The organism is Pedobacter sp. GW460-11-11-14-TSB4, from assembly GCF_059423705.1.
The window spans coordinates 23,207-48,761 of record NZ_JBWKYI010000020.1 but is presented as its reverse complement, the minus strand read 5'-3'; the positions used below and the strand labels follow the sequence as shown (position 1 = coordinate 48,761).

The 25,555-nt window shown below is 39.7% G+C and carries 13 protein-coding genes; 7 read left to right on the top strand and 6 right to left on the bottom strand.

From position 1 onward, the window contains the following. The first annotated feature begins 61 nt into the window (after window positions 1–61). The gene (gene msrA, locus AC07YT_RS17905; RefSeq protein WP_086547608.1) at window positions 62–604 is read left to right on the top strand and encodes a peptide-methionine (S)-S-oxide reductase MsrA; all 543 of its coding nucleotides are present in this window, start codon (window positions 62–64) and stop codon (window positions 602–604) included. Here the strand turns inward: msrA and AC07YT_RS17900 are convergent, their stop codons facing one another. Together AC07YT_RS17900 and pnuC are read right to left on the bottom strand one after the other, a co-directional pair. Beyond that, complete coding sequence (locus tag AC07YT_RS17900) at window positions 605–1,693, bottom strand: acyl-CoA dehydrogenase family protein (RefSeq protein ID WP_086547609.1); 1,089 nt, start codon at window positions 1,691–1,693, stop codon at window positions 605–607. Between the two features lie 30 nt (window positions 1,694–1,723). Next, on the bottom strand, window positions 1,724–2,344 hold the full coding sequence (gene pnuC / locus AC07YT_RS17895; RefSeq protein WP_086547610.1) for a nicotinamide riboside transporter PnuC: 621 nt from the start codon (window positions 2,342–2,344) through the stop codon (window positions 1,724–1,726). Between the two features lie 455 nt (window positions 2,345–2,799). Between pnuC and AC07YT_RS17890 the strand changes: the two genes are divergently transcribed. Further along, entirely contained in the window at window positions 2,800–4,662 is a 1,863-nt protein-coding gene (locus AC07YT_RS17890) for a Xaa-Pro dipeptidyl-peptidase (RefSeq protein WP_086547611.1), read from the top strand. Window positions 4,663–4,835: 173 nt separating this feature from the next. Here AC07YT_RS17890 and AC07YT_RS17885 read toward each other — a convergent pair whose 3' ends face one another. From AC07YT_RS17885 to AC07YT_RS17875, 3 genes are all read right to left on the bottom strand, one after another. After that, entirely contained in the window at window positions 4,836–7,733 is a 2,898-nt protein-coding gene (locus AC07YT_RS17885) for a DNA gyrase/topoisomerase IV subunit A (RefSeq protein WP_086547612.1), read from the bottom strand. A 1,000-nt stretch (window positions 7,734–8,733) separates the two neighbouring features. Continuing rightward, window positions 8,734–10,419 (bottom strand): GLPGLI family protein, encoded by a 1,686-nt coding sequence (locus tag AC07YT_RS17880; RefSeq protein ID WP_086547613.1) that lies wholly within the window; start codon window positions 10,417–10,419, stop codon window positions 8,734–8,736. Window positions 10,420–11,015: 596 nt separating this feature from the next. After that, entirely contained in the window at window positions 11,016–11,504 is a 489-nt protein-coding gene (locus AC07YT_RS17875) for a cytidine deaminase (protein ID WP_086547614.1), read from the bottom strand. Between the two features lie 148 nt (window positions 11,505–11,652). On the opposite strand from AC07YT_RS17875, the gene AC07YT_RS17870 reads away from it, so the two are divergent. Genes AC07YT_RS17870 through AC07YT_RS17860 form a run of 3 tightly spaced genes read left to right on the top strand, consistent with a single transcriptional unit; the run spans window position 11,653 to window position 19,973 of the window. Next, a complete protein-coding gene (locus tag AC07YT_RS17870; RefSeq protein WP_086549402.1) occupies window positions 11,653–16,644 on the top strand; it encodes a translocation/assembly module TamB domain-containing protein in 4,992 nt (1,663 codons plus the stop codon). After that, window positions 16,628–18,943, top strand: a complete 2,316-nt coding sequence (tamL, locus tag AC07YT_RS17865; RefSeq protein WP_086547615.1) for a translocation and assembly module lipoprotein TamL — start codon at window positions 16,628–16,630, stop codon at window positions 18,941–18,943. The genes AC07YT_RS17870 and tamL overlap by 17 nt, the downstream gene beginning before the upstream one ends. Before the next feature lie 7 nt (window positions 18,944–18,950). Continuing rightward, a complete protein-coding gene (locus AC07YT_RS17860) occupies window positions 18,951–19,973 on the top strand; it encodes a YihY/virulence factor BrkB family protein (protein ID WP_086547616.1) in 1,023 nt (340 codons plus the stop codon). Window positions 19,974–20,128: 155 nt separating this feature from the next. Here the strand turns inward: AC07YT_RS17860 and AC07YT_RS17855 are convergent, their stop codons facing one another. Next, window positions 20,129–22,000 (bottom strand): DNA topoisomerase IV subunit B, encoded by a 1,872-nt coding sequence (locus tag AC07YT_RS17855; RefSeq protein WP_086547617.1) that lies wholly within the window; start codon window positions 21,998–22,000, stop codon window positions 20,129–20,131. Between the two features lie 488 nt (window positions 22,001–22,488). Between AC07YT_RS17855 and AC07YT_RS17850 the strand changes: the two genes are divergently transcribed. Together AC07YT_RS17850 and AC07YT_RS17845 are read left to right on the top strand one after the other, a co-directional pair. Then, window positions 22,489–23,826: an APC family permease gene (locus AC07YT_RS17850; protein ID WP_086547618.1), complete on the top strand. Its 1,338-nt coding sequence runs from the start codon at window positions 22,489–22,491 to the stop codon at window positions 23,824–23,826. 240 nt (window positions 23,827–24,066) lie between these two features. Continuing rightward, complete coding sequence (locus AC07YT_RS17845) at window positions 24,067–25,401, top strand: MFS transporter (protein ID WP_086547620.1); 1,335 nt, start codon at window positions 24,067–24,069, stop codon at window positions 25,399–25,401. Window positions 25,402–25,555: the final 154 nt, after the last annotated feature.

Here is a 25,555-nt window from a genome sequence, read left to right as displayed (position 1 = left end):
ATCAAAAAAATGTCTTTTTTTGATTGATTAAAAATTGGATTAGATTTTATATACGTAGGATATGCAAACAGCAACATTTGGCGGAGGCTGCTTTTGGTGCACCGAAGCCGTTTTTCAAACGTTAAATGGGGTAAGCCAGGTTACATCGGGCTACATGGGGGGAGATTTAAAGCATCCTACCTATATGGAAATTTGTAATGGCGATACCGGTCATGCAGAAGTGATTCAAATCGCATTTGATGAAAATGTCATTTCGTTCAATGAGCTTCTATTGGTATTCTTTAAAACCCATAACCCAACAACCTTAAACAGGCAGGGTAATGATGTTGGTACACAATATCGCTCCGTGGTGTTTTACGAAAATGAAGATCAGAAAAAGCAGACGGAAGAAATGATAGCAGATTTAACCCGCCAGCATATTTTCGACAAGCCTATTGCGACAGAAGTTTCGCCCGCAGTTGAATTTTATGAAGCTGAAGACTATCATCAGAACTATTTCAACCACAATCAGGGGAAACCTTATTGCGCATTTGTGATACAACCAAAACTGAATAAGTTCGCTACTGATTTTAAAGATAAAATTAAGCCGGAGCTTTTGGAATAGTTAAATTTCGAAGGTAAGTAAGGCATGCTGACTTGCAGTATGGATATCTCTCCAAACCCTATTAATTTCTGATTCTTTTTTTGCAGCGTCTAAACCACAGTACGGAAATAAAGTAGCTGCCGACTTCCAGCAGGCATGGGCCAATTTACGACTAATTGAACTCACCTCAATTAACTTGTCTTCAGCAATTTCGCCAGCATCTATTAACTGATCCCAGGATTCATCAAAGATATGGTAGAATTTTGTACGAAGATTTAACACTTCTTCTTTGCAACGGTTAAGCTCACCGTTAAAAAACAAAATTTGTGCCTCGCTATATCTCCCTAATCCAGAACGCGAATAAAAAGATTGTTCTACCAGTTTAATAAAATGATTGGTCATGCCTAAACTATTTACCGTTAACGTAGTTTCTGCCAGCTGTAAAAAGGGATAATCAAAGCCGGCATCTTTCACCTCGATGTGCTGGTTAATTTTAAAGGTCCTGTTTTCATCAACATTTAAATCGCAAACTTCAAAAGCATGACTTCCTGTGGCTATTAAACCGAAGTACGACCAACCCGGCAAAATATTTACTTCCTCTTTTTTAAGGATGAATGATGTAATTTCAGGTTCTCCATTTTCATCCAAAATATCATCACCAATTTCATTTTTAAGCGTGCAGTTGGCGGTAAATATGGTTGCATGCAATGCACCGCTGGCATAATTCCATTTTCCGTTAAGCAGATAACCTGCTTGTGTTTTAATGGCTACCCCACCCACAGCACCACTCCCGGCAAAACAAACTTCACGGTCGGCAAAAATCTCTTCAGCCAGTTCAGGATTTAAGAAGCCGGCAAACCAACCTGCACCTGCACAAAGTGTGATGGTCCAGCCTAAACTGCCATCGGCTTCAGCCAATTCTTCTTCCAATCTTAAAATTTCGGGCAGTTTTTTGTTTGGCCCTCCGTAAATTTCTGGCACAAAAAGTTTAAACCAATTTTCCTGATATGCCAGCTCCAGAATTTCGGGATGAAGTTTACCCATTTCTTCTGAACGTGCAGCATAAGTTTTTACTTTTTCCTGCCAGGTGGTGCTTAATGTTTCTTGCATGTTTTTTTTGTGCTTTGGGTAAGAAGATAATTAAGCCAGTTTGAGTTTGCTTTTGTTAATGATCTTCTTCCAGTCTAAAAATCCAAATATGGCTACGGTAAACAAAAACGTAGTTAAACAGGCCATAAGTGGAAGCTTTTTATGAAACAGCAACGGAATGGCCACAATATTAGAAATGTTCAGGAATATCCAGTTTTCGATTTTACGCTTGGCTAACAGCCACATGCCCGCCCAGGCTGTAGAAGATACAAAGGCATCAAAAACAGGCACATCTGAATCGGTATAATGCCTCAATACAAGATAAAGCACCCCGAAACCAATAACAGAAATTAAAACAGCAATGGTTAATTCGTTATTGCTCGACCACGAAACCTGGTTTTCTCCCTCCTGTTTTCTTTTTTTCCAGATTATCCAGCCGTATACGCTCATCACCAGATAATAAATACTGAGTAAGGTTTCTGCGTACAGCTTTACATTTAAGAGTAGAAACATCGATAACAGGATCGAAATTATTCCTGTTGGATAAAGCCAGATACTATTTTTCTTCGCCAATAAAACCTCAGATACCCCAAAACCCACAGCCAGCCATTCAATTAATGAGGTGTGTAAAATCTGCTCCTGAAAAAGCTTAAACCAATCTTGAAAATTCATTTACAATAATTTGCTTTGCAGCCGGTAAAATAATTAGATACCGTTTTCGGGGCGAAACAGTTTTGTAAATTTTAACCTCTTCCTACGGCGGCATTACCCGCATCAGGTTCATTAGAAGGTGTAAGGTTTGAGGCTTAGGGCCTAAGGTTAAACCCTATACCTTAAACCTTTTGGCTTAAACCTCTAAATGGGTATAATCTCAGCAAATTGATGGCAACAGACATTGCAACATCAAAAAGCACCCCTTTGAGCAAGGCAAATATAAGAAATAATAATCAGTGACCACCTATCTGTTCTTTTTCATCCGGATGATTAAATATTACGGGCTACATTTAAAAAATAACATTATCTAACCATAATTAATTAATTTCGAAGCAGCAAGTTTCAAAAAAAATCTTCTTTTTTGTTTTTACAACACAAAAGAAACACCAATAAACTATTTAAATCTTAAAACCATGATAAACCTTAATTTTAAAAAAGGTAAATTATTTAAACTTCCTATTTTATTATTTCCACTGGCTTTTTCTGCTTTTGCACAAGAAAAAAACGAAACTGCTAAAACCCTTCCTGTATTTAAAGATGGCGAGGCACAAATAGTAACCTTATTTGATACGCCCGACAAGTGGATCCGTACCGATTTATGGGTACAAACAACATTTGATACCGATGGAGATGGAAAACCTGACCGTATGCATGTTGATGTAACACGACCTTACCAGACCGAAACGGAGGGATTAAAACTCCCTGTTATTTACGAATCAAGCCCTTATTATGCCGGAACGGCCGGAAATGAGAAGGGGGTGTTTTGGGATGTAAAACACGAAATTGGCGAAAAATCATCTGTAACTCGTGTACACCCTGAGGTAATACGTACAGGTAAAAGACCAATTATCTCAAACTCTTTAATTAGGGAATGGGTAAAAAGGGGTTTTATTGTAGTACACTCTTCATCACCCGGCACCGGACTATCGCAAGGATCGCCAACAGTAGGTGGAATAAACGAATCGCTGGCTCCAAAAGCCGTTATCGAATGGCTGGGTGGAAAGGATAATGGTTATACCACTGCAGATGGGAACGAAAAAGTTAAAGCTTACTGGAGTACCGGAAATGTTGGAATGACAGGAACTTCGTATAACGGAACCATACCGCTAGCCGCAGCAACTACCGGAGTTAATGGGTTAAAAGCAATCATTCCCATTGCACCAAACACCTCCTATTACCATTACTACCGCTCAAATGGCCTAGTAAGAAGTCCGGGTGGATATTTAGGAGAAGATGTTGATGTGTTATACGATTACATACACAGTGGTGCAGAAGATAAAAGAGCCTATGGAAATAAAACGATAAGAGATGGCGAGATGGCCCAGGGAATGGATCGCATAACTGGCGATTATAATAAATTTTGGGCAGGTAGAGATTATTTAAATGCCATGAAACCGATGAAAGCAGCCTTACTGATGTCGCACGGTTTTAACGACTGGAATGTAATGCCTGAACATAGCTATCGGATTTATAAAGCAGCCGAGGCCAAAGGTTTACCTGTGCAGATTTTTTATCACCAGCAAGGACACGGTGGTCCGCCGCCCATGAAAATGATGAACAGGTGGTTTACCCGTTATTTGTTTGGAATCGAAAATGGTGTAGAGAAAGATCCCAAAGCCTGGATCGTGAGGGAAAACCAACCCAATTCGAACCCAACACCATATGTCGATTACCCAAACCCAGATGCCAGTAATGTAAAACTTTTCCTGGGATCCGGTGGAAATGGTAATGGAAGCCTATATACTGCTAAACCACAGAAACAAGCCGCTGAAACTTTAACAGATGATGTTTCTTTTTCAGGTAGCGACCTCGCAAAAGCCGAAAACTCAGAACACCGCTTGCTTTATGTAAGTCCTACATTAAAAGAAGCTGTTCACCTATCGGGCTTAACACAATTTACAGTTAAGCTGGCCAGCAATAAACTGGCCGCCAATTTCTCGGTTTGGTTGGTTGCTCTACCCTGGACGGAAGGAAACGGCGTAAAATTAATGGATAATGTAATTACACGTGGCTGGGCCGATCCTCAAAACAATAAGTCGCTAAGTGAAAGTGCGCCTTTAACACCCGGCAAATTTTACGAACTCAAATTTAACCTTCAGCCAGATGATCAGATTATACCTGCAGGTAAAAAAATTGCCCTGATGATTTTTTCGAGTGATAAAGAATTTACGCTTTGGCCAAAAGCCGGAACACAGCTAACCATTGATTTAAATGCAACCACACTTACTTTACCTATAGTGGGTGGAATTAGTGCATTTGAAAAAGCGATAAAATAGTATCGCTTCATTAAAATAAGTTAGCCAATATAGCACCATAAATCACATGATTTCGGATGCTATATTGGCTTTTTATTATCTCCTGATGGCCATCAAACGATGTTAAGCTTAAAAAAATCACCGCGAAGCAGTTCCTTTGGAACATACGGCCGGGATAACGATCTTGGTAAGATTTAAAATAATCCCAGCTGCCCTTTATCGTCAATATCGATATCATCCGGATTGGTGATCTCGAAATCGATCTTTTTAACAGGTTTTTCTTCTGCCTCGGGTTTATCTTCAGTTTTAACTTCTTCTTTTTTAACAGGCGCAGGTTCTGGCTTAGGTTTTTCCACCACTGGCTTTTCTACCGCAGCAGGTTTTTCTTTTACTTCTGGTTGATCGGCTTTAACTGCAGGCACTTCTGCACGTTCGAATTTTGGCTTTGGCTGCACCACAACAGGTTCATCCTTAATTATTGCTTCAGGCTGCTCGTTATCCGTTACCGTTTCTTCATTGCTCACTTCTTCATCAGCCGCTGGTTCCTCATCCTCACTTTCTTCAATCGTTGTTTCTTCTGGTTCTTCAATGGCTACCTCAGGCTCTTCTAACACCACTTTTTGTACATCATGAGGGGATAGCCGATTGCCATTTGCTTTTAAGCCTTTAACATCAATCAGTTCTGCCAGGGTTAAATCCAAAGTTTCAGGAATTTGGGTTTTGCCTTTTAAAACATCAACGATAATTTTCGCTGCCGGATTAGAGGTAAGGAACAATAACCTCGATTTCTGCTCCTCGCTGATGAAAATAGTTTTTCGGCCAACAGATTGCAGTTCAAATGCAAAACGTTTGATAAAATAGTTCTGCGCCTTGCCTTCGAAATGAACAGCAGCAAAAATCCGCTCCGGGTCAAATTTCTGAATCAAAATCAGTCCATCATCAAAGTGATTGCTGAGTTCGAAAGAACTTAATTCATAGTAACCATCTTTATGAACCTGTAAAATACGATCATCGCCATCAAATTCACCCAGGTATTTTCCACGGCCATCCACATTTAGGCGTTTTAATAAATCATCGTACCAGATTTTCAGACCTGATAAGGTAGAAACCCCTTTACTCTTCAGAATGATTTTTTTGACCGGATATTTCGAAATGATATTTCCCTGCGATCCACGCCCTTTAATGGCCACTTCTGCAAAATCCTGATCGAACTGAAGCTTGCGCAGTTTAGAATGCGGTTTCAGGGCAACGTTCACCACCTCAGCCTCACCATTTGGGTTAGCGGTAAAGTATAAAACCTTCGAACCTTTCGATCCCTTGGTTAAATCGTATTCCTTATCGCGTGTTACCCCAACTACGGCAAACCTTTTAATATATGATGTACCACTTGCACCATCTTTATAAATCATGTTGTAAATGGTACGCTCATCGTTTTTCTTAAATACCTGGGCGTGAATAATGCCTTTGCCCACAAAGGTTTTATCAGCTACCTTGGTGATGATGCATTTACCATCTTCACGGAAGACAATTATTTCATCGATATCCGAACAATCGGCCACAAATTCATCCTTACGTAAACCCGATCCGATAAATCCATCCTCCCGGTTCATGTATAGCTTCACGTTGGCCAGTGCCACCTTCGAAGCCTCTACCCGATCAAACAAACGGATTTCGGTTTTACGTTCTCTTCCCTTTCCGTATTTATCTTTCAGTTTCTGATACCAGGCAATGGCGTAATCGGTAAGGTGTTTTAAATGATTTTTAACCGCCTTAATCTCATCTTCCAGATTTTTCATCTGCTCATCGGCCTTTTTCACATCAAAACGGGTGATGCTACTCATGGGTTTATCAATCAGCTTCTTAAAATCCTCAGGCAAAATTTCGCGGTAAAGTGAAGGTTTAAACGGATCGAATAAAATGTGTAATACCTCAACTACGGTTTCAAAATTGGTTGAGTTTTCATATTCAGGATTTTTATACATCCCCTCCTGAATAAATATCTTAAGTAATGAACTAAAGAAAATTTTCTCCTGCAACTCGTGCAGACGAATCTCCAGCTCTCTTTTTAATAAATTTTTAGTGTGTTTTGTATTTTCAATCAGGATATCGTTTACACTCAAAAAGAGTGGCTTATCACCTTGAATAATACAGGTATTTGGCGAAATCGACACCTCACAGGCCGTAAAAGCATAAAGTGCATCAATGGTTACATCAGGTGAAATACCCGGTGCCAGGTGCACTACAATTTCTACATTGGCTGCCGTGTTATCCTCAATTTTTTTAATCTTGATTTTGCCTTTATCATTGGCCGATAAGATACTATCGATAACCGAACCGGTGGTGGTACTGAATGGCACTTCGCTAATCACCAATGTCTTTTTATCTTTCTCGGTTATTTTTGCACGCACGCGGATTTTACCTCCACGCTGTCCTTCATTATAATTAGAGAAATCGGCCATACCACCCGTAAAGAAATCGGGCAATATATTGGGGCGCACGCCTCTCAGCGCATCTATCGAAGCATCAAGCAATTCGATAAAATTGTGCGGCATTACCTTAGTCGCCAAACCCACCGCAATACCTTCAGCACCCTGCGCCAATAACAAAGGGAATTTTACCGGTAAAGTTATCGGTTCGTTGTTACGCCCGTCGTAACTGAGTTGCCATTCGGTAGTATCGGGGTTAAACACCACATCGTTGGCAAATTTCGATAAACGTGCTTCAATATAACGTGGTGCCGCAGCACTATCACCAGTAACCGGATCACCCCAGTTACCCTGCATATCAATCAATAAATCTTTCTGACCAATCTGCACCATGGCATCACCAATAGAAGCATCACCATGCGGGTGATATTTCATGGTGTTACCGATTACGTTGGCCGCCTTATTAAAACGCCCATCATCCATCTCCTTAAGCGAGTGCATAATGCGTCGTTGAACAGGCTTTAGTCCATCGTTAATGTGCGGGACGGCCCTATCGAGAATTACATAAGACGCATAATCGAGAAACCAGTTTTCGTATAAACCGTTGATTGGGGTTATGGTATGTTTGTGCTCTTCGTTTACGTTTTGATCTAATTCTTCACTCATTTATTTACAAAAATTGGCAGCCGTAAATATAATAAAAATGATTTCATAGAATGAAGAGAGGTTATTCACATTTCAAGATCGAAAATTTGTTAAAAAACAAGGGCAAGCTGCGTTTTCCTTAGCGCTTGCAGTCATTCCCGCGCAGGCGGAAACCACGCAGTGCTCAGCGAAGCTAATCTTAATGTTTGGATATTATAAAATGATTGCTCATCCTATCGACTGGTGTCTCACCTGCCGAAATCTAAACTTGTTTGTGTTGATTTGGAAAGCAAGGTTCTCCAGGTTTTGTGAATGTTTCCTCCGGCTTTCCGATGCGATCTTTTTTAGCCCCCCTGCTCTGCCCAGCACAGCAAAAAAGGATCTCCCCTTCAATCCGGTTTAGCAAAATCGTTTTGTGCTGCTATTGGGGGCTGCAGGATGTATAGAATGCCCCCAACTCCTCTTAAATATAAGGAGGAGCTGGATTGCGTGATAAATTTTAATGTTGGCGGCATTCCCGCGCAGGCCTATTGTGTGAATACATTTTTAGGGTTAGATTTTATAGGGCGTTGTGCTAAGCTAACCTTAATAGCCCATAGCTTTAACCGAAGAACGCCGTCAATCCCAAGTGGCAGGAGAATCAAAAAACAGGTGCACAAATAATATAGTCAGCATTACCAAACCTGAAACGCAGTGGTTTTGTGTTCAACAATCATGATTCCAAGGTTAAAAGGTATTGAACACAAAACGAAGTGCCGCTGTTTTTTTGATGAGCCTGGGGCAGTGAGAAGCCACCTTGCTGGATTGACAAAGCGCTTTGGGTACTTTGGCGCTCCAAAGTAGCATGCCCCTGCGGCATAGAGCAGAAAAAACTTTATATTATCTGTGTCACAACGGTAGGAAGCTGATCGGTAGTGTGATCTGCAAAATAACGCTTTAATTATAGATTTCTCGACTGCGTTGCACTCCGCTCGAAATGACGATTCGCATGAGGGTACTCATCTCCCGAAAAAATATTGCACTACTCCTCCCCCAATAACACACCCGAAACATTCCATGCGCTTGAGCTCGAACCTTCAGGCTTACCCATCGGAATGGTTACTTTTATGGTGTGTGGCCCGGCTTTTAAATCACCCAAACTGATCCATTCAGGATTCGTAACGGTTCCCGGGCACCAGTTCGAACGGCTTAAATCTGATGAAGAAAGACCAGTTTCGAAATTACCAGAGGCAGGGTTCGATAACCGGTACGAACCACAATCTTGTCGCCATGGCGTAAAAGCGAATGCTTCCTTTTCATCCAGCCAGATGGTATTTTTTCTAGGCACAAATTCGTCGCCATTTCCCCAGCCACCATGACCGGTTGTAATGTAACGCAATTTGGCATCTTTTAAGTCTTTTGCTAAGGTAAAGGAAACTTCTAAACCTTTATCGCTGCTAAACATGGTTGCATACTCCTGACCAGCCATTTCCATTACATTGGTTGAATTAAACAAAGGCAAAATCACTTCCTTGGCTTCTTTTTGTCTTCCACCATTATGCAGTGTAATATTTAAAGAAACTTTATGGCCGCCTTTATCATAATTACCAACAAAAACCGCTACCCAAACTTCCTTGCCATTTACCAGCGGAAACAATTCTGAGACATCCTGTCTGTAGTAAACTTTCTCCGCCCAGTTTTTATCTTTCAATTTTAAAGTATTGTACTTGCCCACACCAAAAGGAGTAAAAAAGCGCATCAATTCTATAACCGGGTTGTAATTTGCGGTGGCCACAACGCCCTGATATTTCTTTCCATTGCCATTATCGTAAACAGGCAGGTCTTTAACAGAATTTTTAAGCGCATCCATTAAACTGATCTGTTTATCTGTCGGGATGATAAAGACCGAGCCTGTTCTATCGTAAGCATCACCGTTTGATTGTTCAGTTAAATCGACAAAAACATTAGGTTTGGACTGCAGCTCAGGAAATTTAACTTTCCTCGCAATCACTGTTCCTCCCGCAAAACGGAATACAGAATCGTTAGATTGTGGTTTATCAATAAAATTAATGGTTTCGTTATTAAAAATACTTAGCGTGGTAAACCTGCTTTTCCAGAGTAAATCTTTATAGGTTAATCCATCAGTAAGCTTAGCACTTATTTGTTGCAAATCGATTGGTTTCGGATTTTTAACTGCTTCAATTTTTGTAGCCGTTACATAGCTGCTTCCATTACGCACCTGCTCTAAAACCAACCCTAGATTCTGGCCCAAACTGGTTGGCGCAGCTTTTATCCCCGCATCGGTGGTGTACCATAAGTCTATTCTATTGGAATTGACAACCGTTGTGGCCTTTTTACAGGTATAACCTAAAATCACTTTGGTTTCGTTGCTCAATTCAAAGGTTTGCTTGCCAATTGCTGTACTATCGGCGGTTGCAATCTGTTTATCCGTACTTAAATCGGCCACCTGAAACAAAATTTGAGCAGGTTTGGTTACAATGCTCTGTTCGTAAGGGTATTTTGCTTTATGATCAAGAATAGCGGCATTGCTGATTAAATTCTGATTTGCCGAAGCCAGTATCACTGTAGCATTCCGGTCTTCTTTCGGTTTGCCATCCGAAGATCGGAAATAAACTATTTTATAAACTACGTTACTTTTAAGTAAGGCCTGGGCGTTTGCACCAAAAGAAATAAAAAGGAAAAATGTAAGGATGTAGAGATGTTTCATTGTGGTTAAAAAACCAAATATAGAAAATAAGTCGGAGGTCCGGAGGTCAGAAGAAAGAAGTATGTCAATCCGGACTGAAGCAAAGTTCCGAATATTTAGGAGACAGATCTATCTGGAAATCTGATTTCAATTACTGGTTTGCTTTGTAACATTTGAACGACTTTTTTCTAAAAGGGTCGTCACCCTGAATTAATTTCAGGGTCTTTCATGCTAAAAAGATGCTGATCCCGAAGCTTCGGGACAGCATGACAAATTGCGTTACTCCGCTCAAAATAATAGCCTGTTCTACATTCGTGGTCTGTGATTCCCCACAATACTCTTAAGTTTATTTACTTCAGTGCAATACTCATATCTATAACAACTGAAAATTGTAAATACCAAATCGATTCTGCGTTGATCACCTTAAATCAGCGGGAATAAATGCAAAAAGTTGTCCCGCAGATCATACAGATTTCCGCAGATTTTAAAAATCTATTACACAGTTTATTCAACAGATGCTGGTACGCTCAAAACTCTCAGCCGCACGCATTAAATTCGAACTGCTGACTGAAAAGACTAACTATAAACTGATAACTGAAAACTGCCAACTGAACTAACTATCTTTCCAATCTATCCTCTACAAAAGCAAAAGGCAGTAAACTCTTTACACTGGGCACTTTTAGTATTTCTCCGTTTAAGCAATAAAAAATCACTTCAATCGGTGCATTTTGTTTACGTTCAAACTCTGCCATCACCTGCAAACAACCACCACAAGAGGTAACGGGTTTCAAAATCTCAAAGTTATCCGTCTGGGCGGTTATGGCCATACTTTCAATCACCGCATTTGGATAGGTAGCGCCAATGGTAAAAAGGGCAACACGCTCTGCACAAAGTCCTGAGGGATAGGCTAAATTTTCCTGATTGCTTCCCAGTACCGTTTCGCCAGAGGCCAGGCGGATTGCCGTACCCACCCTAAATTTAGAATAAGGAGAATATGAAGTATTTAAAGCCTGTTCGGCAAGTGCACAAAGCGTTCTATCAGCCAATGTTAATTCTGCAATACTTTCGTATTGTTCAAAAGATATATTTAGATTTATTGAATTCATTTGTAACTAATTATGAAACCGCCAATGTTAAATTTTTATAGCGGGCGAACAATTTAAGTTATTTTTTGTATTATTTAGTAAAAAGTGCCTTAAAATTAATTTTAGTGGCATGCTTTTGGCATTTATCAAACACCAAACACGCTTAGCTTTGAATAGATACGTACGTAAAAGTCTCAAAATTTTATTGTGGGTAATTGCTTCCATCATCATCCTGGTTGTTGGTTTAGCACTATCTTTAAATATTCCTGCCGTTCAGAATTTCGTTAAGGGTAAAGCCATAAACTATCTTAAAAACAAAACCAAAACAGAAGTCAGTTTGGAAAGCATTAAAATTGCCTTGCCAAAAGACGTAGTTTTAAATAAATTTTATATCGAAGACCGCAAAGGCGATACCTTGTTATATGCCGAAAAACTGGCCGTTGACATCAGCCTGTTTAAACTGTTAAAAAATACGGTCGAGGTCAATAACATCGAACTCAAAAATGTACGTGCAAATGTGAAACGTATCAGTCCTGATACCACCTTTAATTTTTCTTTCCTGGTTGATGCTTTTGCAAGCGACCAAAAAAAACCAGAAGAGAAAGTAAAAAAAGACACCACCTCTACCCTTAAATTCTCTGTTGATAAAGTTTCTTTCGAAGATATAGGCATCAACTATCGCGATGATGTGGCTGGTAACGACGTGAAATTATACCTTGGTGCATTTAAAACTAAAATCAAAGATTTCGATTTAGCCAATCAGCATTATGTAATTAAAGAGTTAAGCCTGGTGAATACCTCGTTACGTTATTTACAGCAAAAACCATTAGTCCATCTGGTACAACACATCACTAACAGTGTTGATAGCAGTGAGAAGGAACAGGGCAAATTACCATTAATTGAAGTGCAGAACTTCATTTTCAGTAAGGTAAAGGTAAATTACGACGACCAGCTATCCACAACCAAAGCTGTTGCCGATGTAAACGATCTGGGTTTGGTGAACCTGAAAGTAGATTTAACCAACAGTAAATATGCTGTTGATGATGCCCATTTAAACAAATCGAATATTCTCTTTGCTTTTAAACCTGTGCCGAGTAACGATTTAAAGAAAGTTAAGGATACCGTAGTGCCCGAAAAATCGCCTCTGGGTTTGATTATTAAAAATATCAGTCTGGCCGATAACAATGTTCAGTTCGATAATCTTGGGGCAAAACCTGCTGCCAAAGGCATGGACTTTAACCACCTCAAAATTACCCAGCTTAATTTAGGTGCTGGTGATGTAGCGTATAGTGCTGCAGGTATAAAAGCGAATGTTAAAAACGGATCGTTAAAAGAGAAAAGTGGTTTTGTATTGGATCAGTTGAGGGGTGATGCAGTGTATAACGATAAACAGATTAAACTGAGTAATTTCATTTTAAAGACGCCAAATACTTCAATCGAAAATGCGACGGAATTAAATTTTACCTCAATGGAGGATTTAACCAAACATCCCGAACGTGTGAAATTAAATCTGTCTTTTAAAAACACCAGCATTGGGTTAAAAGATGCCGGTTTTTTCAGCGATGCCATTCCAGCCAATTACCGTAATGAAAAAATAAAACTGAATGCCGATGTTAATGGCTACCTGAATAACCTGAACATTCCAAAATTGCAGATCAGCGGATTGAAAAATACCCAGATTGATATCAGTGGAAAAGCAAAAGGTTTGCCCGACATCAAAAAAACCTATCTCGATTTAAACATTAAAAAACTTCATGTTACCAAAGGGGATATTTTGGTGGCTGTACCTAAAAAATCTTTGCCTCCAACCATCGAATTGCCAAATGTAATTGATGCCAAAGGTAATTTTAAAGGTTCGATGACCGATTTTAATACCAATTTGAATATCCAGACTGATATGGGTGGCGCTATTTTGCTGGCCGGGATGAAAGGGCCTAAAGGTAAAGAAAGTTATAAGGCCGATATCAGTTTAAACAACTTTAATGTAGGCAGGCTTTTAAAAATGCAGCCTAAATTGGGCAGGGTTTCGGTTAAAGCAAATGTTGCAGGTACAGGGCTCGATCCTAAAAAGATTAATGCAAAATTTAACGCTAAGGTGATTAGTGCTTATTACAACAAATATACCTATCGTAATTTAAACCTTGCCGGCAATTACAGCAACCAGAACATCAGCATTAAAAGCAGCATGCCCGATAGCAATGCCAACTTTAATTTAGATGCGAAAGTGAATCTGGCAGGAAAATATCCAGCCGTAAAAGCCGATTTAAATTTGAAGCAGGTAAACTTGCAGGCTTTAAACTTTAGTCCAACGGTATTAAGTGCAGCAGGTCTGGTTAAAGTAGACCTGGCCACCGCCGATGCCGATTATTTGAACGGTTCAGTTGATATCACCAGCCTGCAACTGGTAAAAGACAAACAAAAGATTAATGTGGATACGATTTCGATTCGTGCAAAATCAACCGCTACCGAAAATGAACTGACCTTAAAATCTGAAATATTATCGGCAAAAATTGATGGCAAGTACCAACTGACCAAAGTAGGCGATGCCATCATCAACGAAATTAACAAATACTACGCTTTCGGTACGGTTGCTAAAGTTCCCGACCAAAGGCTAAGGTTTTTTGTACAGGTATACGATTCTAAATTACTAAAGGAATTTGTACCAGAATTAACGGTATTCAAACAATCGCAGTTTTACGGATTAATTGATACACAAAAAGACAGCTTGCAGATTAAGGGTAATTTCCCTCAGGTGGTATATGGTGATTTTAAAGTAGATACCACAGTTTTAAACATCAATAACGATAATAATAAATTAGCTTATAGCTTAACGGTTAAAAGTCTTCAAAGTCCATCTATTGCACTTTTCAATACAGAAGTAAGTGGCGATGCAGCCAACAACAACTTAGGGGTTAATATCTTCCTTCGCGATAGGCAACTTAAAAACAAATATGTAATTGGTGGTACTTTCCAATCGATTAACAAGGATTTTAAATTCACTTTAGATCCACAAAAACTATTGCTCGATTATCAGAAGTGGGTGGTTTCGCAGGATAATTACATTCAGTTTGGCGCATCAGGCATATTGGTTAATCAGTTCCAGATCAGCAACAGTGGTCAGTCGCTTTCCATCAACAGCAATCCTACTGAACCAAATGCACCGTTAGCCGTAGCGTTTAAAGACTTCCAGCTGGAAACCTTAACCAAATTTGCAGAAACTGATACCACTCTGGTTGGTGGTCGTTTAAACGGAACGGCAAATGTTAAAGACCTGGCCGGCACACCAAAATTTGAGGCGAACTTAACCATTGATCAATTGCGTTATCAAAAAGATCAATTGGGTACCTTACGCCTCGCCGTAAACAACAATACCGAAAATGCTTTCGAGGTAAATGTTGCCTTAACTGGCGTGCATGAGTTGAGGGTTAACGGCTTTTATTATACCGCACCAGAAAGTGCTTTAGATCTTACCGTAAATATCGATAAGATTGAAATGAAAAACATCGAAAGTTTATCTGCAGGCCAGCTTAAAAATGGCACAGGCACCTTAACCGGAGCGCTTACTGTTAAAGGTGCGTTAACAGCGCCAAAAATACTTGGCGATTTAACTTTCAATAATGCGGGCATCAAAGTGGCTTATGTAAACTCGTATTTCCGTATGCCAAATGAGAAAATATCATTTACAAATGAGGGCATCAGCTTTAACAACTTTACACTGATCGATTCCTTAAATCAAAAAGCAACCATAAACGGAAAGGTTTATACCACCGATTTTAAAAACTACCGCTTCGGTTTAGATATCAGAATGAACAATTTCAGGGCGATTAATTCTACCGCAGCCGATAATGATATGATTTATGGAACGGTATTTTTAACCAGCAACATCAAAGTACGCGGAGATTTAAACCAGCCGGATGTAAACATGAATATCAATGTGAACAAGGGTACTAAATTTTTCTTCGCTTTGCCTTCGAGTGATCCGGCGATTATTGATCAGGAAGGTATCGTGCAGTTTATTGATGCCGATGCACCTCCCTTTAACGGACAAAAAGCTTTAAAAGTTGACAGCATCAGTAAATCGCCAATTAAAGGCTTAAATCTTGTGGCCGATGTAAAAGTAGATCCTGAAGCAGAACTGAATGTGGTTGTAGATCCGTCTACTGGCGATAATTTAAAAGTGAGGGGCAACGCCGACTTAAATGTAACCATGGATCCTAGTGGTAAAATCAGCATGACCGGTCGCTACGAAATAGTTGACGGTTCATACAATTTAACGCTGGCTGTAGTAAAAAAAGAATTTAAACTGGTTAAAGGAAGTACCATTATCTGGACCGGTGAACCTACTTCAGCAACTGCCAATATTACGGCATTATACGAAGTTAACGCAGCGCCTATCGATCTGTTAAATCAACCGGATCTTTACGAGGCCAGAACAAAACTACCTTTCCAGGTTTATTTGATGATAAAAGGCGAATTATTAAAGCCGACCATTTCATTTAAACTCGACTTACCAGAAAACGAACGTGGTGCTTTAAATGGTCAGGTTTATACCAAATTGATTAATGTAAACCGCGATGAAAGTGAGTTGAACAAACAGGTTCTTTCTTTACTTGCCTTAAACAGGTTTATTGCAAATAATCCTTTCCAAAGTCTGGCCGGTGGTGGCGGTGGGGTTTCTACGCTTGCCCGTTCGAGTGTAAGTAAACTGTTAACCGAGCAATTGAATAATTTAACCTCCGATTTAATTCAAGGTGTTGATCTTAATTTTGGCGTAAATTCATCTGAAGATTATTCAACTGGGTCAATGCAGCAAAAAACCGATCTGGAGGTTGGCTTATCTAAAAAACTGCTAAACGACAGGTTAACCGTTAGCGTAGGAAGTTCATTTGCTTTAGAAGGACCACAGGCGCCAGGAGAAAAATCGACCAATATTGCCGGAAATGTGAACGTAGAATATGCGCTATCTGCCGATGGACGATACCGGTTAAGGGCTTACCGCCGTAACCAGAATGATATGATTGTACAAGGGCAAATTGTTGAAACAGGCCTGGGCTTTACGCTGGTGGTAGATTACAATAAATTCAGAGAAATTTTTCAGAAGAAAAGAATAAGAAGAATAAGAAACATTGAACAGAAAGCACAAGATGAGAAAACTAATTAGACCTCTTTTATTTTTATTGGCCTGTTTAGTTTGGGCGGCTTGCAGCAGTACCAAATCCTTAAAACCAGGACAAATTTTGTATACCGGTGCTGAGGTAAAAATCAATCCTGATTCATCAGGAAAAATTGATAATGAAAAACAGATTAAAACCGATCTGGAGGCTAAAACAAGACCACGTCCCAATAAGTCGATTTTGGGTATAAAATTTAAACTGGGCATTTACAATCTCGCAGGCGAGCCCAAAAAGCCTAAAGGTTTTAGAAACTGGCTGCGCCGTCAAGGGGAAGCGCCTGTATTATTGAATGATGTAAAGCTGAAATACAATAATGATGTATTATCCAGTTACCTTATTAGTGAAGGCTATTTACAGGCAAATGTTACCGGCGATACCGTGGTGAAAGAAAAAAAGGGTAAAGCCATTTATACTGCAGTTACCGGACAACGGTATAAAATTAACAAGATTAATTTCCCGCCCGATTCTGGGGTGCTTACCAAAATCATCAATGCCAACAAAAACAAAACTTTGCTAAAAGTTGGCGATTATTACGATATCGATACCTACAAAAATGAACGGATCAGGATTGATAACGACCTGAAAGAAAATGGCTACTTTTATTTCAGTCCCGATTATTTAATTATGCAGGTGGATAGCACCATTGGCAAAAACCTCGTTAACGTTTCGGTTAAGGTTAAAGATATTGCGCCTGATGCAGCATTAAAACCATACACCATCAAAAACATTAACATATACCCTAATTATTCGTTAAGGAGAGATACGACACTCAGAAAATTAAAGCCCTTACAGTATAACGATTTCAATATCTACGATGACCGGAATACGTTTAAACCAAAACTTTTCGACCGTTTGGTATTCTTTCAAAAAGGCGAACCTTATAACCGTAAAGATCATAACCAATCGTTAAACCGCATGGTAAATGTAGGCGCCTTTCAGGATGTAAGGGCTGAATTTTTACCGGTTGATAGTTTCAGAAATAATCAGCTCGACCTGAATATTTATTTAACGCCCTTAAAGAAAAACTCACTGACCTTTTCGGTGGTCGGAACGAGTAAATCGAACAATTTCGTGGGTTCGGAAGTGAAAGTAACCCAAACCACCAGAAACCTGTTTAGAAATGCCGAACAATTAGACTTGAGTGTTAGTGGTGGTTTCGAAACACAAACCAAAGGAACTTCTTTAGGCAAAAACTCCTTGTCGTTAACGGCTGAAGGAAAATTAACCTTCCCCAGGTTTATTGTACCTTTTTACAAACCGAATAGCACCAATGCTTTCATCCCGAAAACCATTGCTTCGCTGTCTTACCAGATGCTAAACCGTGGTTCTGAATATACTTTGCATGCAGTTAAAGGACAGTATGGTTACAACTTTAAAGAAAACCTGTACAAAGAGCATAATTTTAATCCGATCTCGATTAGTTATGTTTCTACTTCTTTCCCATCTGATACAACTGAAAAGAGAATATATGAACAAAACCCATTGTTGAGAACGACTTTAGAAAGCCAGTTTATTATTGGCAGTAACTATAATTTCACCTATACCAACCAAATGGAAGATAGTCGTAGAAATAATACCTATTTCTTTGGTGGGTTAGAAACGAGTGGTAATGTTTGGGGCCTGTTTACCCCAAAGGATGAAAATGGCCAGCGGTCTATCTTTAACAAAGCATTAACGCAGTTTATTAGGGTTGAAGCCGATTTAAGAGATTATTATAAAATTACCAGAAACTTAATCTGGGCAAACCGGTTAAACTTAGGTTATGGGTATGCCTATGGAAACTCAACTTCACTCCCGTTTGTAAAACAGTTTTTTGCCGGGGGTAGTAATGATATCAGGGCTTTTCCGGCCAGAACCTTAGGCCCGGGAACTTACAAAGTTCGAGATGATGCTCTTTTTGCCGATCAGGGTGGTGATATTAAGTTAATGCTCAACTCAGAACTGAGGTTTAAGATCGTGAGTGTACTCTATGGTGCCTTATTTGTAGATGCCGGAAATATCTGGCTAAGAAAAGAAGATCTTGGAGAACCTGGCAAACCTGAGACGGCAAGACTTGGATCTGGCTTTAAATTAAAAAACGCTTTTAACGAATTGGCGGTGGGTACTGGCGCAGGTTTACGGGTAGATGTCAGCATTTTTGTAGTCCGTTTAGATGTGGCCTTCCCGGTGCGTAAACCTTACTTACCAGAAGGACAAAGATGGGTGTTTGATGATATTGCCTTCGGTAATAAGGATTGGCGTAAGCAGAATTTAATTTTTAACATTGGGATAGGATATCCGTTTTAATTTTTCGATGAGAGTACTTCATAAGATCAAATATTTCTTCATTGCGTTATATCATCTTTTCGTTGCTGCCGGAAAAGGTTTTGTAGAAGATAGGGTAACTAAATTAAGTGCTTCGCTTGCTTATTACACTATTTTTTCACTTACACCGCTTATCATTATCATGTTATCCGCCGCTACCCTATTTTTTGGCGACAAAAGAAATGAGGAAACAAGAGTTCAGTTTTATGGACAGGTGACCGAAATGGTTGGCAAAGAGGCAGCTACACAAATTCAGGGTTTTGTAGAACATGCCAATAAATCAGGCCAGTCTACCCTTGGTTTAATTATTGGGATAGGCACATTGATTATTGGTTCAACTGCTATTTTTATTGAGATACAAGATAGCATCAACATGATTTGGAAAGTAAAGGCTGTGCCCAAAAAAGGCTGGATAAAAATGCTTTCTAACAGGTTATTGTCTTTCTCTTTAATTGTTTCAATGGGCTTTCTATTGCTGGTATCGCTGGTGGTTAACACCGTTGTAGTAGGTCTGGGTTCTAAATTGGGCAACCTACTCTCACAAAGCAAAATAGATGAAGTAATCCCCGTTGCAAACGATACCATGGCCATTCTGATTTACATTTTAAACAATGTAATTACGCTTGCTGCCGTTACCGCTGTATTTGCGGTTATATTTAAAGTATTACCCGATGTAATTATCCGTTGGAAATCGGCAATAATTGGTGCCTTATTTACAGCTGTTCTTTTCAGTTTAGGTAAATACCTAATCGGGATTTATATCGAAAAGGGGAACCCGGGCTCGGCCTTTGGAGCAGCCAGTTCGATCATCGTTATTTTATTGTGGATTTATTATACCTCGATTATACTCTACTTCGGCGCTGAATTTACACAGGCTTATGCCGAAAAATACGATAATGGCATCGCTCCAAGTAAATATGCGGTGTTTACCAAAATCACCATTGTTGAAAAAAAGGTAGATGTATTACCTCCGCAACACCCTGAAGATACAGTGAATGTACCAAAAGAATAATTAACCGTTAGTATGATCATGACAAGTTTTGGCAGATCGTCATTCCCAACTTGATTGGGAATCCTAATGCAATAAGCTTTAAGATTCCCGCCTGCGCGGGAATGACGACCAATCCTTTACAATCTGTCATTGGTAATTAAACTTGACTTCTTTTTTTATGCTACTTCGTCAGTAATCACTTTAGGTTCCTCCGTTACTTCATCCTTCTCTACCCTCAGGTTACGGATAATGTGCTGCTGCCTGTCGGGCGTATTTTTGCCCATATAATATTCAAGCAAACTTTTTATCGTTTGGTCTTTCAAAATAACCGGGTCTAACCTGATATCTTTTCCGATAAACAAGCCAAATTCATCAGGCGAAATTTCACCTAAACCTTTAAACCGGGTAATTTCTGGTTTATTGCCTAGTTTTTCGATCGCATTTTTGCGTTCTTCATCGCTATAGCAATAAATGGTTTCTTTTTTATTCCTAACCCTGAAAAGCGGTGTCTGTAAAATATAAACATGACCTGCTTTAACCAGATCGGGGAAAAACTGAAGAAAGAAAGTCATCATCAACAAACGGATGTGCATGCCATCCACATCGGCATCAGTTGCAATTACAATATTGTTATAATGTAAACCTTCTAAACCATCCTCGATATTTAAAGCGTGCTGGAGCAGGTTAAATTCTTCGTTTTCGTAAACTACTTTTTTTGTTAATTCATAACAGTTTAAGGGTTTACCCTTTAAACTAAATACCGCCTGGCAATCCACATCACGCGATTTTGTGATGGAACCCGATGCCGAATCTCCCTCGGTAATAAACAAAGTGGTTTCGTAACGTTTCTCGTGTGTGGTATTAAAATGCACCTTACAATCGCGCAGTTTTTTATTGTGTAACGAGGCCTTTTTTGCCCTGTCGTTTGCCAGTTTCTTAATACCTGCAATGTCTTTACGCTCCCGTTCCGATTGCATAATTCTTTTCAGCAGCGCATCGGCCACATCCGGATTTTTATGCAGGTAATCATCAAGCTCTTTTTTAACAAAATCGTTAATAAAAGTTGCTACCGATGGGCCTTCCGGTCCCATGTTTTGCGAACCCAGTTTTGTTTTGGTCTGCGATTCGAAAACCGGCTCCTGTACACGTACAGAAATTGCCGCGATAATTGATGAACGCACATCAGCCGCATCAAACTCTTTTTTGAAAAACTCCCTAACGGTTTTCACTACCGCCGCCCTAAAAGCTGCCTGGTGTGTTCCACCCTGTGTGGTGTGCTGTCCGTTTACAAAAGAATGGTAATCTTCGCCATATTGCTGCCCGTGGGTCATTGCAATTTCGATATCTGGCCCAATCATATGGATAATCGGGTAACGGATTTCCTCTGGCTTATTAAATTTAGAAAGCAGATCGTAAAGACCTCGCTCCGAAAAATATTTCTGGTTATTGAAATTTACCGTTAAACCGGTGTTTAAGAACACATAATTCCAAACCATACTTTCTACAAAATCAGGAATATAGTGGTAGTTCCTGAAAATGGTTTCATCCGGATAAAAAGTAATGGCTGTACCATTACGCTGAGTAGTATCGATAACAGGTTGCTCGGTTACAATTTCCCCTTTAGAAAACTCAACTTTCTTCGTTTTTCCATCACGATACGATTGTACGGTAAAGCTGGTAGAAAGCGCATTAACGGCCTTTGTACCCACCCCATTTAAACCTACCGATTTTTGAAAGGCATTACTATCGTATTTACCACCTGTATTAATTTTGCTTACACAATCTATCACTTTACCTAATGGAATACCACGGCCATAATCGCGTACATTTACTTTTTGCTCTGAAAGCGTAATCTCGATGGTTTTTCCAGTGCCCATCACAAACTCATCGATAGAGTTATCTACAATTTCTTTTAGCAAAACGTAAATACCGTCGTCCTGAGCAGAACCATCGCCAAGTTTACCAATGTACATCCCCGGACGAAGCCTGATGTGCTCTTTCCAATCTAATGAACGAATACTGTCGTCGTTATAAATTACTTCTGCCATACTGTGTTTATCTGTTCATCACTTGAAAACCCTGCATTTTTTTGACTTGCAAAGCGACAAAACCGAGCGATTTCGGTGCATGTCTTAAATCAACATGACAAATTTGTAGAAATAAATCCGATCTCAAAAACCCGAAAAGCTTAGAATAGCTAATTTCAAATCTCCTGTTCAGAAATATCATACAATAATAGATTTATTCCATGAGGCTAGCAAAAGAAAGTTTCCACAAAAATATGGAGGAGGTATAATGTAAGATGGATGATGGCGAGTCATGAATTCATTGGTTCATTTGGTTACCTGATTAATTCCTGTTGAGAACTGCTAATTGTCAATCGCCAACTGCTAATTGTTATTCATTTTCATCTTCCATGCTCCATCATCCCTTTTCCATCTCCCATCTTCCATTTTACTTCTCCCATCCCTCAAACATTCTCTCATTCAATCATTCAATTTTCCCTATCTTCATCCCATATTCAAAATCCTGTTTAATGCAACAAAAGAAGCAACTTTCACTATTCGATTTATCCATGATTGTGGTGAGTCTGGTTATTGGAATGGGTGTATTCCGTACGCCTGTAAACGTAGCGGCGAAAGCACAAATTCCGGAGTTATTTTACCTGGCCTGGTTTATTGGGGGCTTTGTGGCTTTTTGTGGTGCTTTAACCTATGCCGAAATTGGTTCGCGTTTTCCTGTAACTGGTGGATATTATAAAATATTTTCGGCGGCTTATCACCCTTCCATCGCTTTCGCTATTAATTGTATCGTTATTATTTCGAGTGCTGCATCCGTAGCGGCAATTTCAATTATTGGGGCAGAATACCTGAGTAAAATTATCTTACCTGTTGATAAACAAACTGAAACCTATCGTGTTGCTATAGCCATCACCACAATTTTGGCTTTCTATTTTATTAACCTGCTCGGCCTAAAAGCGAGTTCCAAGACACAAAACGTATTAACGGTAATTAAAATCGGAATGATTTTAACCTTAATCTGTGCTATATTTTTCGGCGGACAAACACAAACCGTTACGCCTGTTTTTAAAACAGTAAGTGGGGCAATGCCAACCTGGTCCGATTACGGGAAAGCATTAGGCTTGTGTTTAATTGCGGTTTCTTTCTCCTACGCGGGTTATGCACAAACCATCAACTTTGGGGGCGAGGTTAAGGAAGCAAAAAAAGTAATTCCCCGTTCGATTATTATTGGTTTAACCATAATAGTGATCCTTTATCTGGCCATCAATTATGTGTATGTAAAGGTTATTGGTTTCGAAGAATTAAAAACAGCAGAAAGTATAGCGGCGATACTGGCCTCGAAAATATTTGGCCCTGCCGGCTTTAATGCCCTTTCTGTCATTATCTTTTTCTCGGTAATGGGTTATGTAAACGTAAACCTGTTAAGTAACCCGAGGGCGATGTTTGCTATGGGCGAAGAAGGTGCGCTTCCCAAAATATTCAGCAGGATGAATAAAAAAACCGAGGTAATAACCATCAGCCTTAGCATTTTTACTTTAATCGCGGTGGTGATTATATTTTATGCCAAAACTTTCGATAAGATTTTAAATTATACCATTTTCTTAGAAAGCATCAGCATGGCCAGTTCTGCCGCAACAATTTTCATCCTCAGAAAAAGAACGGCACATCTTGATAAAAAAACCATCTACACTGTTCCTTTATATCCTATATTGCCTATTATTTTTATAGCTGCTTATACTTTCGTGGCCTTTAGCATTTATGCCGATGATCCGAATGCAGCGCTGAACGGATTATATATTTTTGCAGGCTTTCTGGCGATTTATTTTGTAAGCAGGTGGTTTAATAAAAAATAGTACCAGCGGACCGTCATTCCCAACTTGATTGGGAATCCTAATGCATAAGCTTTAAGATTCCCGCCTGCGCGGGAATGACGCCAGCGCTTTGGATTTGCCAAAGGCAGACCTAAGTAAAATAAACCTGATTGGAATGAACATCCCGATTTTTCATCGGGATAAAATGGAAAGCAGGACTGATCTAACCGATTGACACAGAAACCTGCTTTACAAAAAGCATAAAAAAATTTTAAATAATTAATGAACAAAACACTCTCCTTAAAACAAGAAATTGCTTACGCTGCCGGTATGATTGGTTGGAGCACGATGACAAACATTATCATCGTCATGCTTCCTTATTTCTATCTTCCGCCAAGTAATGCAGGTTTACCGCCCTTGGTTCCACAACTTGTTTTATTGGGTGCATTTAATATCCTTTCCATTATTGCCGCCTCTGGCAGATTGGTTGATGCCATTTACGATCCCTTCATTGCTTCTAAAAGCGATGCCAGCACCAACAAAAATGGTCGCAGGATGCCTTTTATGAAATGGGCTATTATTCCCGCCATGCTTTTCTGCGGACTTGTTTTTTATCCCATCCAAAAAGCAGAGAGCCTGCACAATGCCTGGTGGCTTACCATTACCCTTTGCTTATTTTTTGTATCGGTTACCACTTATATCATTCCATATAACGCTTTACTGGCCGAAGTAACCAATACGCCAAGGCAAAAAGTTAAACTGTCCAGCTATCAGCAGGTTGGTTTTGTAATTGGCATTATTTTATCGGCCTGCACCAACAACTTTGCCGACCTGGTTGAAGATAATTTCCATGTGGCCAACCGCAGCGAAGCTATTCAGATTGCCATATGGGGTTTATGTATTTTATCGGGCCTGGTGATGTTATTACCGGTTTTTTTCATCAACGAAAAAGAGTTTTCGGTGGCTAAACCTACCCATGTACCTTTATGGCCTGCCATTAGGAGTACTTTTAAAAACAGTAATTTTAAATATTACCTCATATCTGATTTTGCTTTTTATACTGCCTTAAGCATCATCTCGAGTGGTTTATTGTTTTTCTGCACGGTTTTACTAGGGCTTCCAGAATCGGAAGGTGGAAAATTTATGGGTGCCATGGTTTTGGCTTCCCTGCTGTTTTATCCCCTGGTTAATTTTGGCTCGGCTAAAATTGGCAAAAAACCTTTTGTGCTGCTTGCCTTCGCTGTACTTTGTTTGATCTTTGTTACCATTTTCTTTTTAGGGAAATTACCTTTTGGGCCACATACGCAGATTTATATTCTGGTATTATCAGCCTCGTTTCCCTTAGCTGCCCTCGGTATTTTACCCACGGCTATTTTGGCTGATATTGCCCAAAGAGATACTTTAGAAACAGGTGAAAACCACGAGGGCATGTTCTTCGCCGTGAAATACCTTTTTGTAAAACTCGGCCAAACCTTAGGTATTGCCATTTTCGCCATGCTTACCATTTATGGCAAAGACCCAGGTAACGATTTTGGACTACGCCTGAATGGAATTGTAGGCTTCGGACTTTGTTTAATTGCGCTGTTGTTTTTTAGCCGGTTTAAAGAGGAGAAGTAGTTTGGAGCTTGGTGTTTTGCGTTGAGCATTGCACCTAAACATCCCTCCAACATCTTCCATCTTACCTCACTCATCTTACATTTCGCCTATCTCACATATTTTACCTATCTTTGCCGCCGAAGCAGGAATAAGGGCTTGCCATTCTGAATGGCAT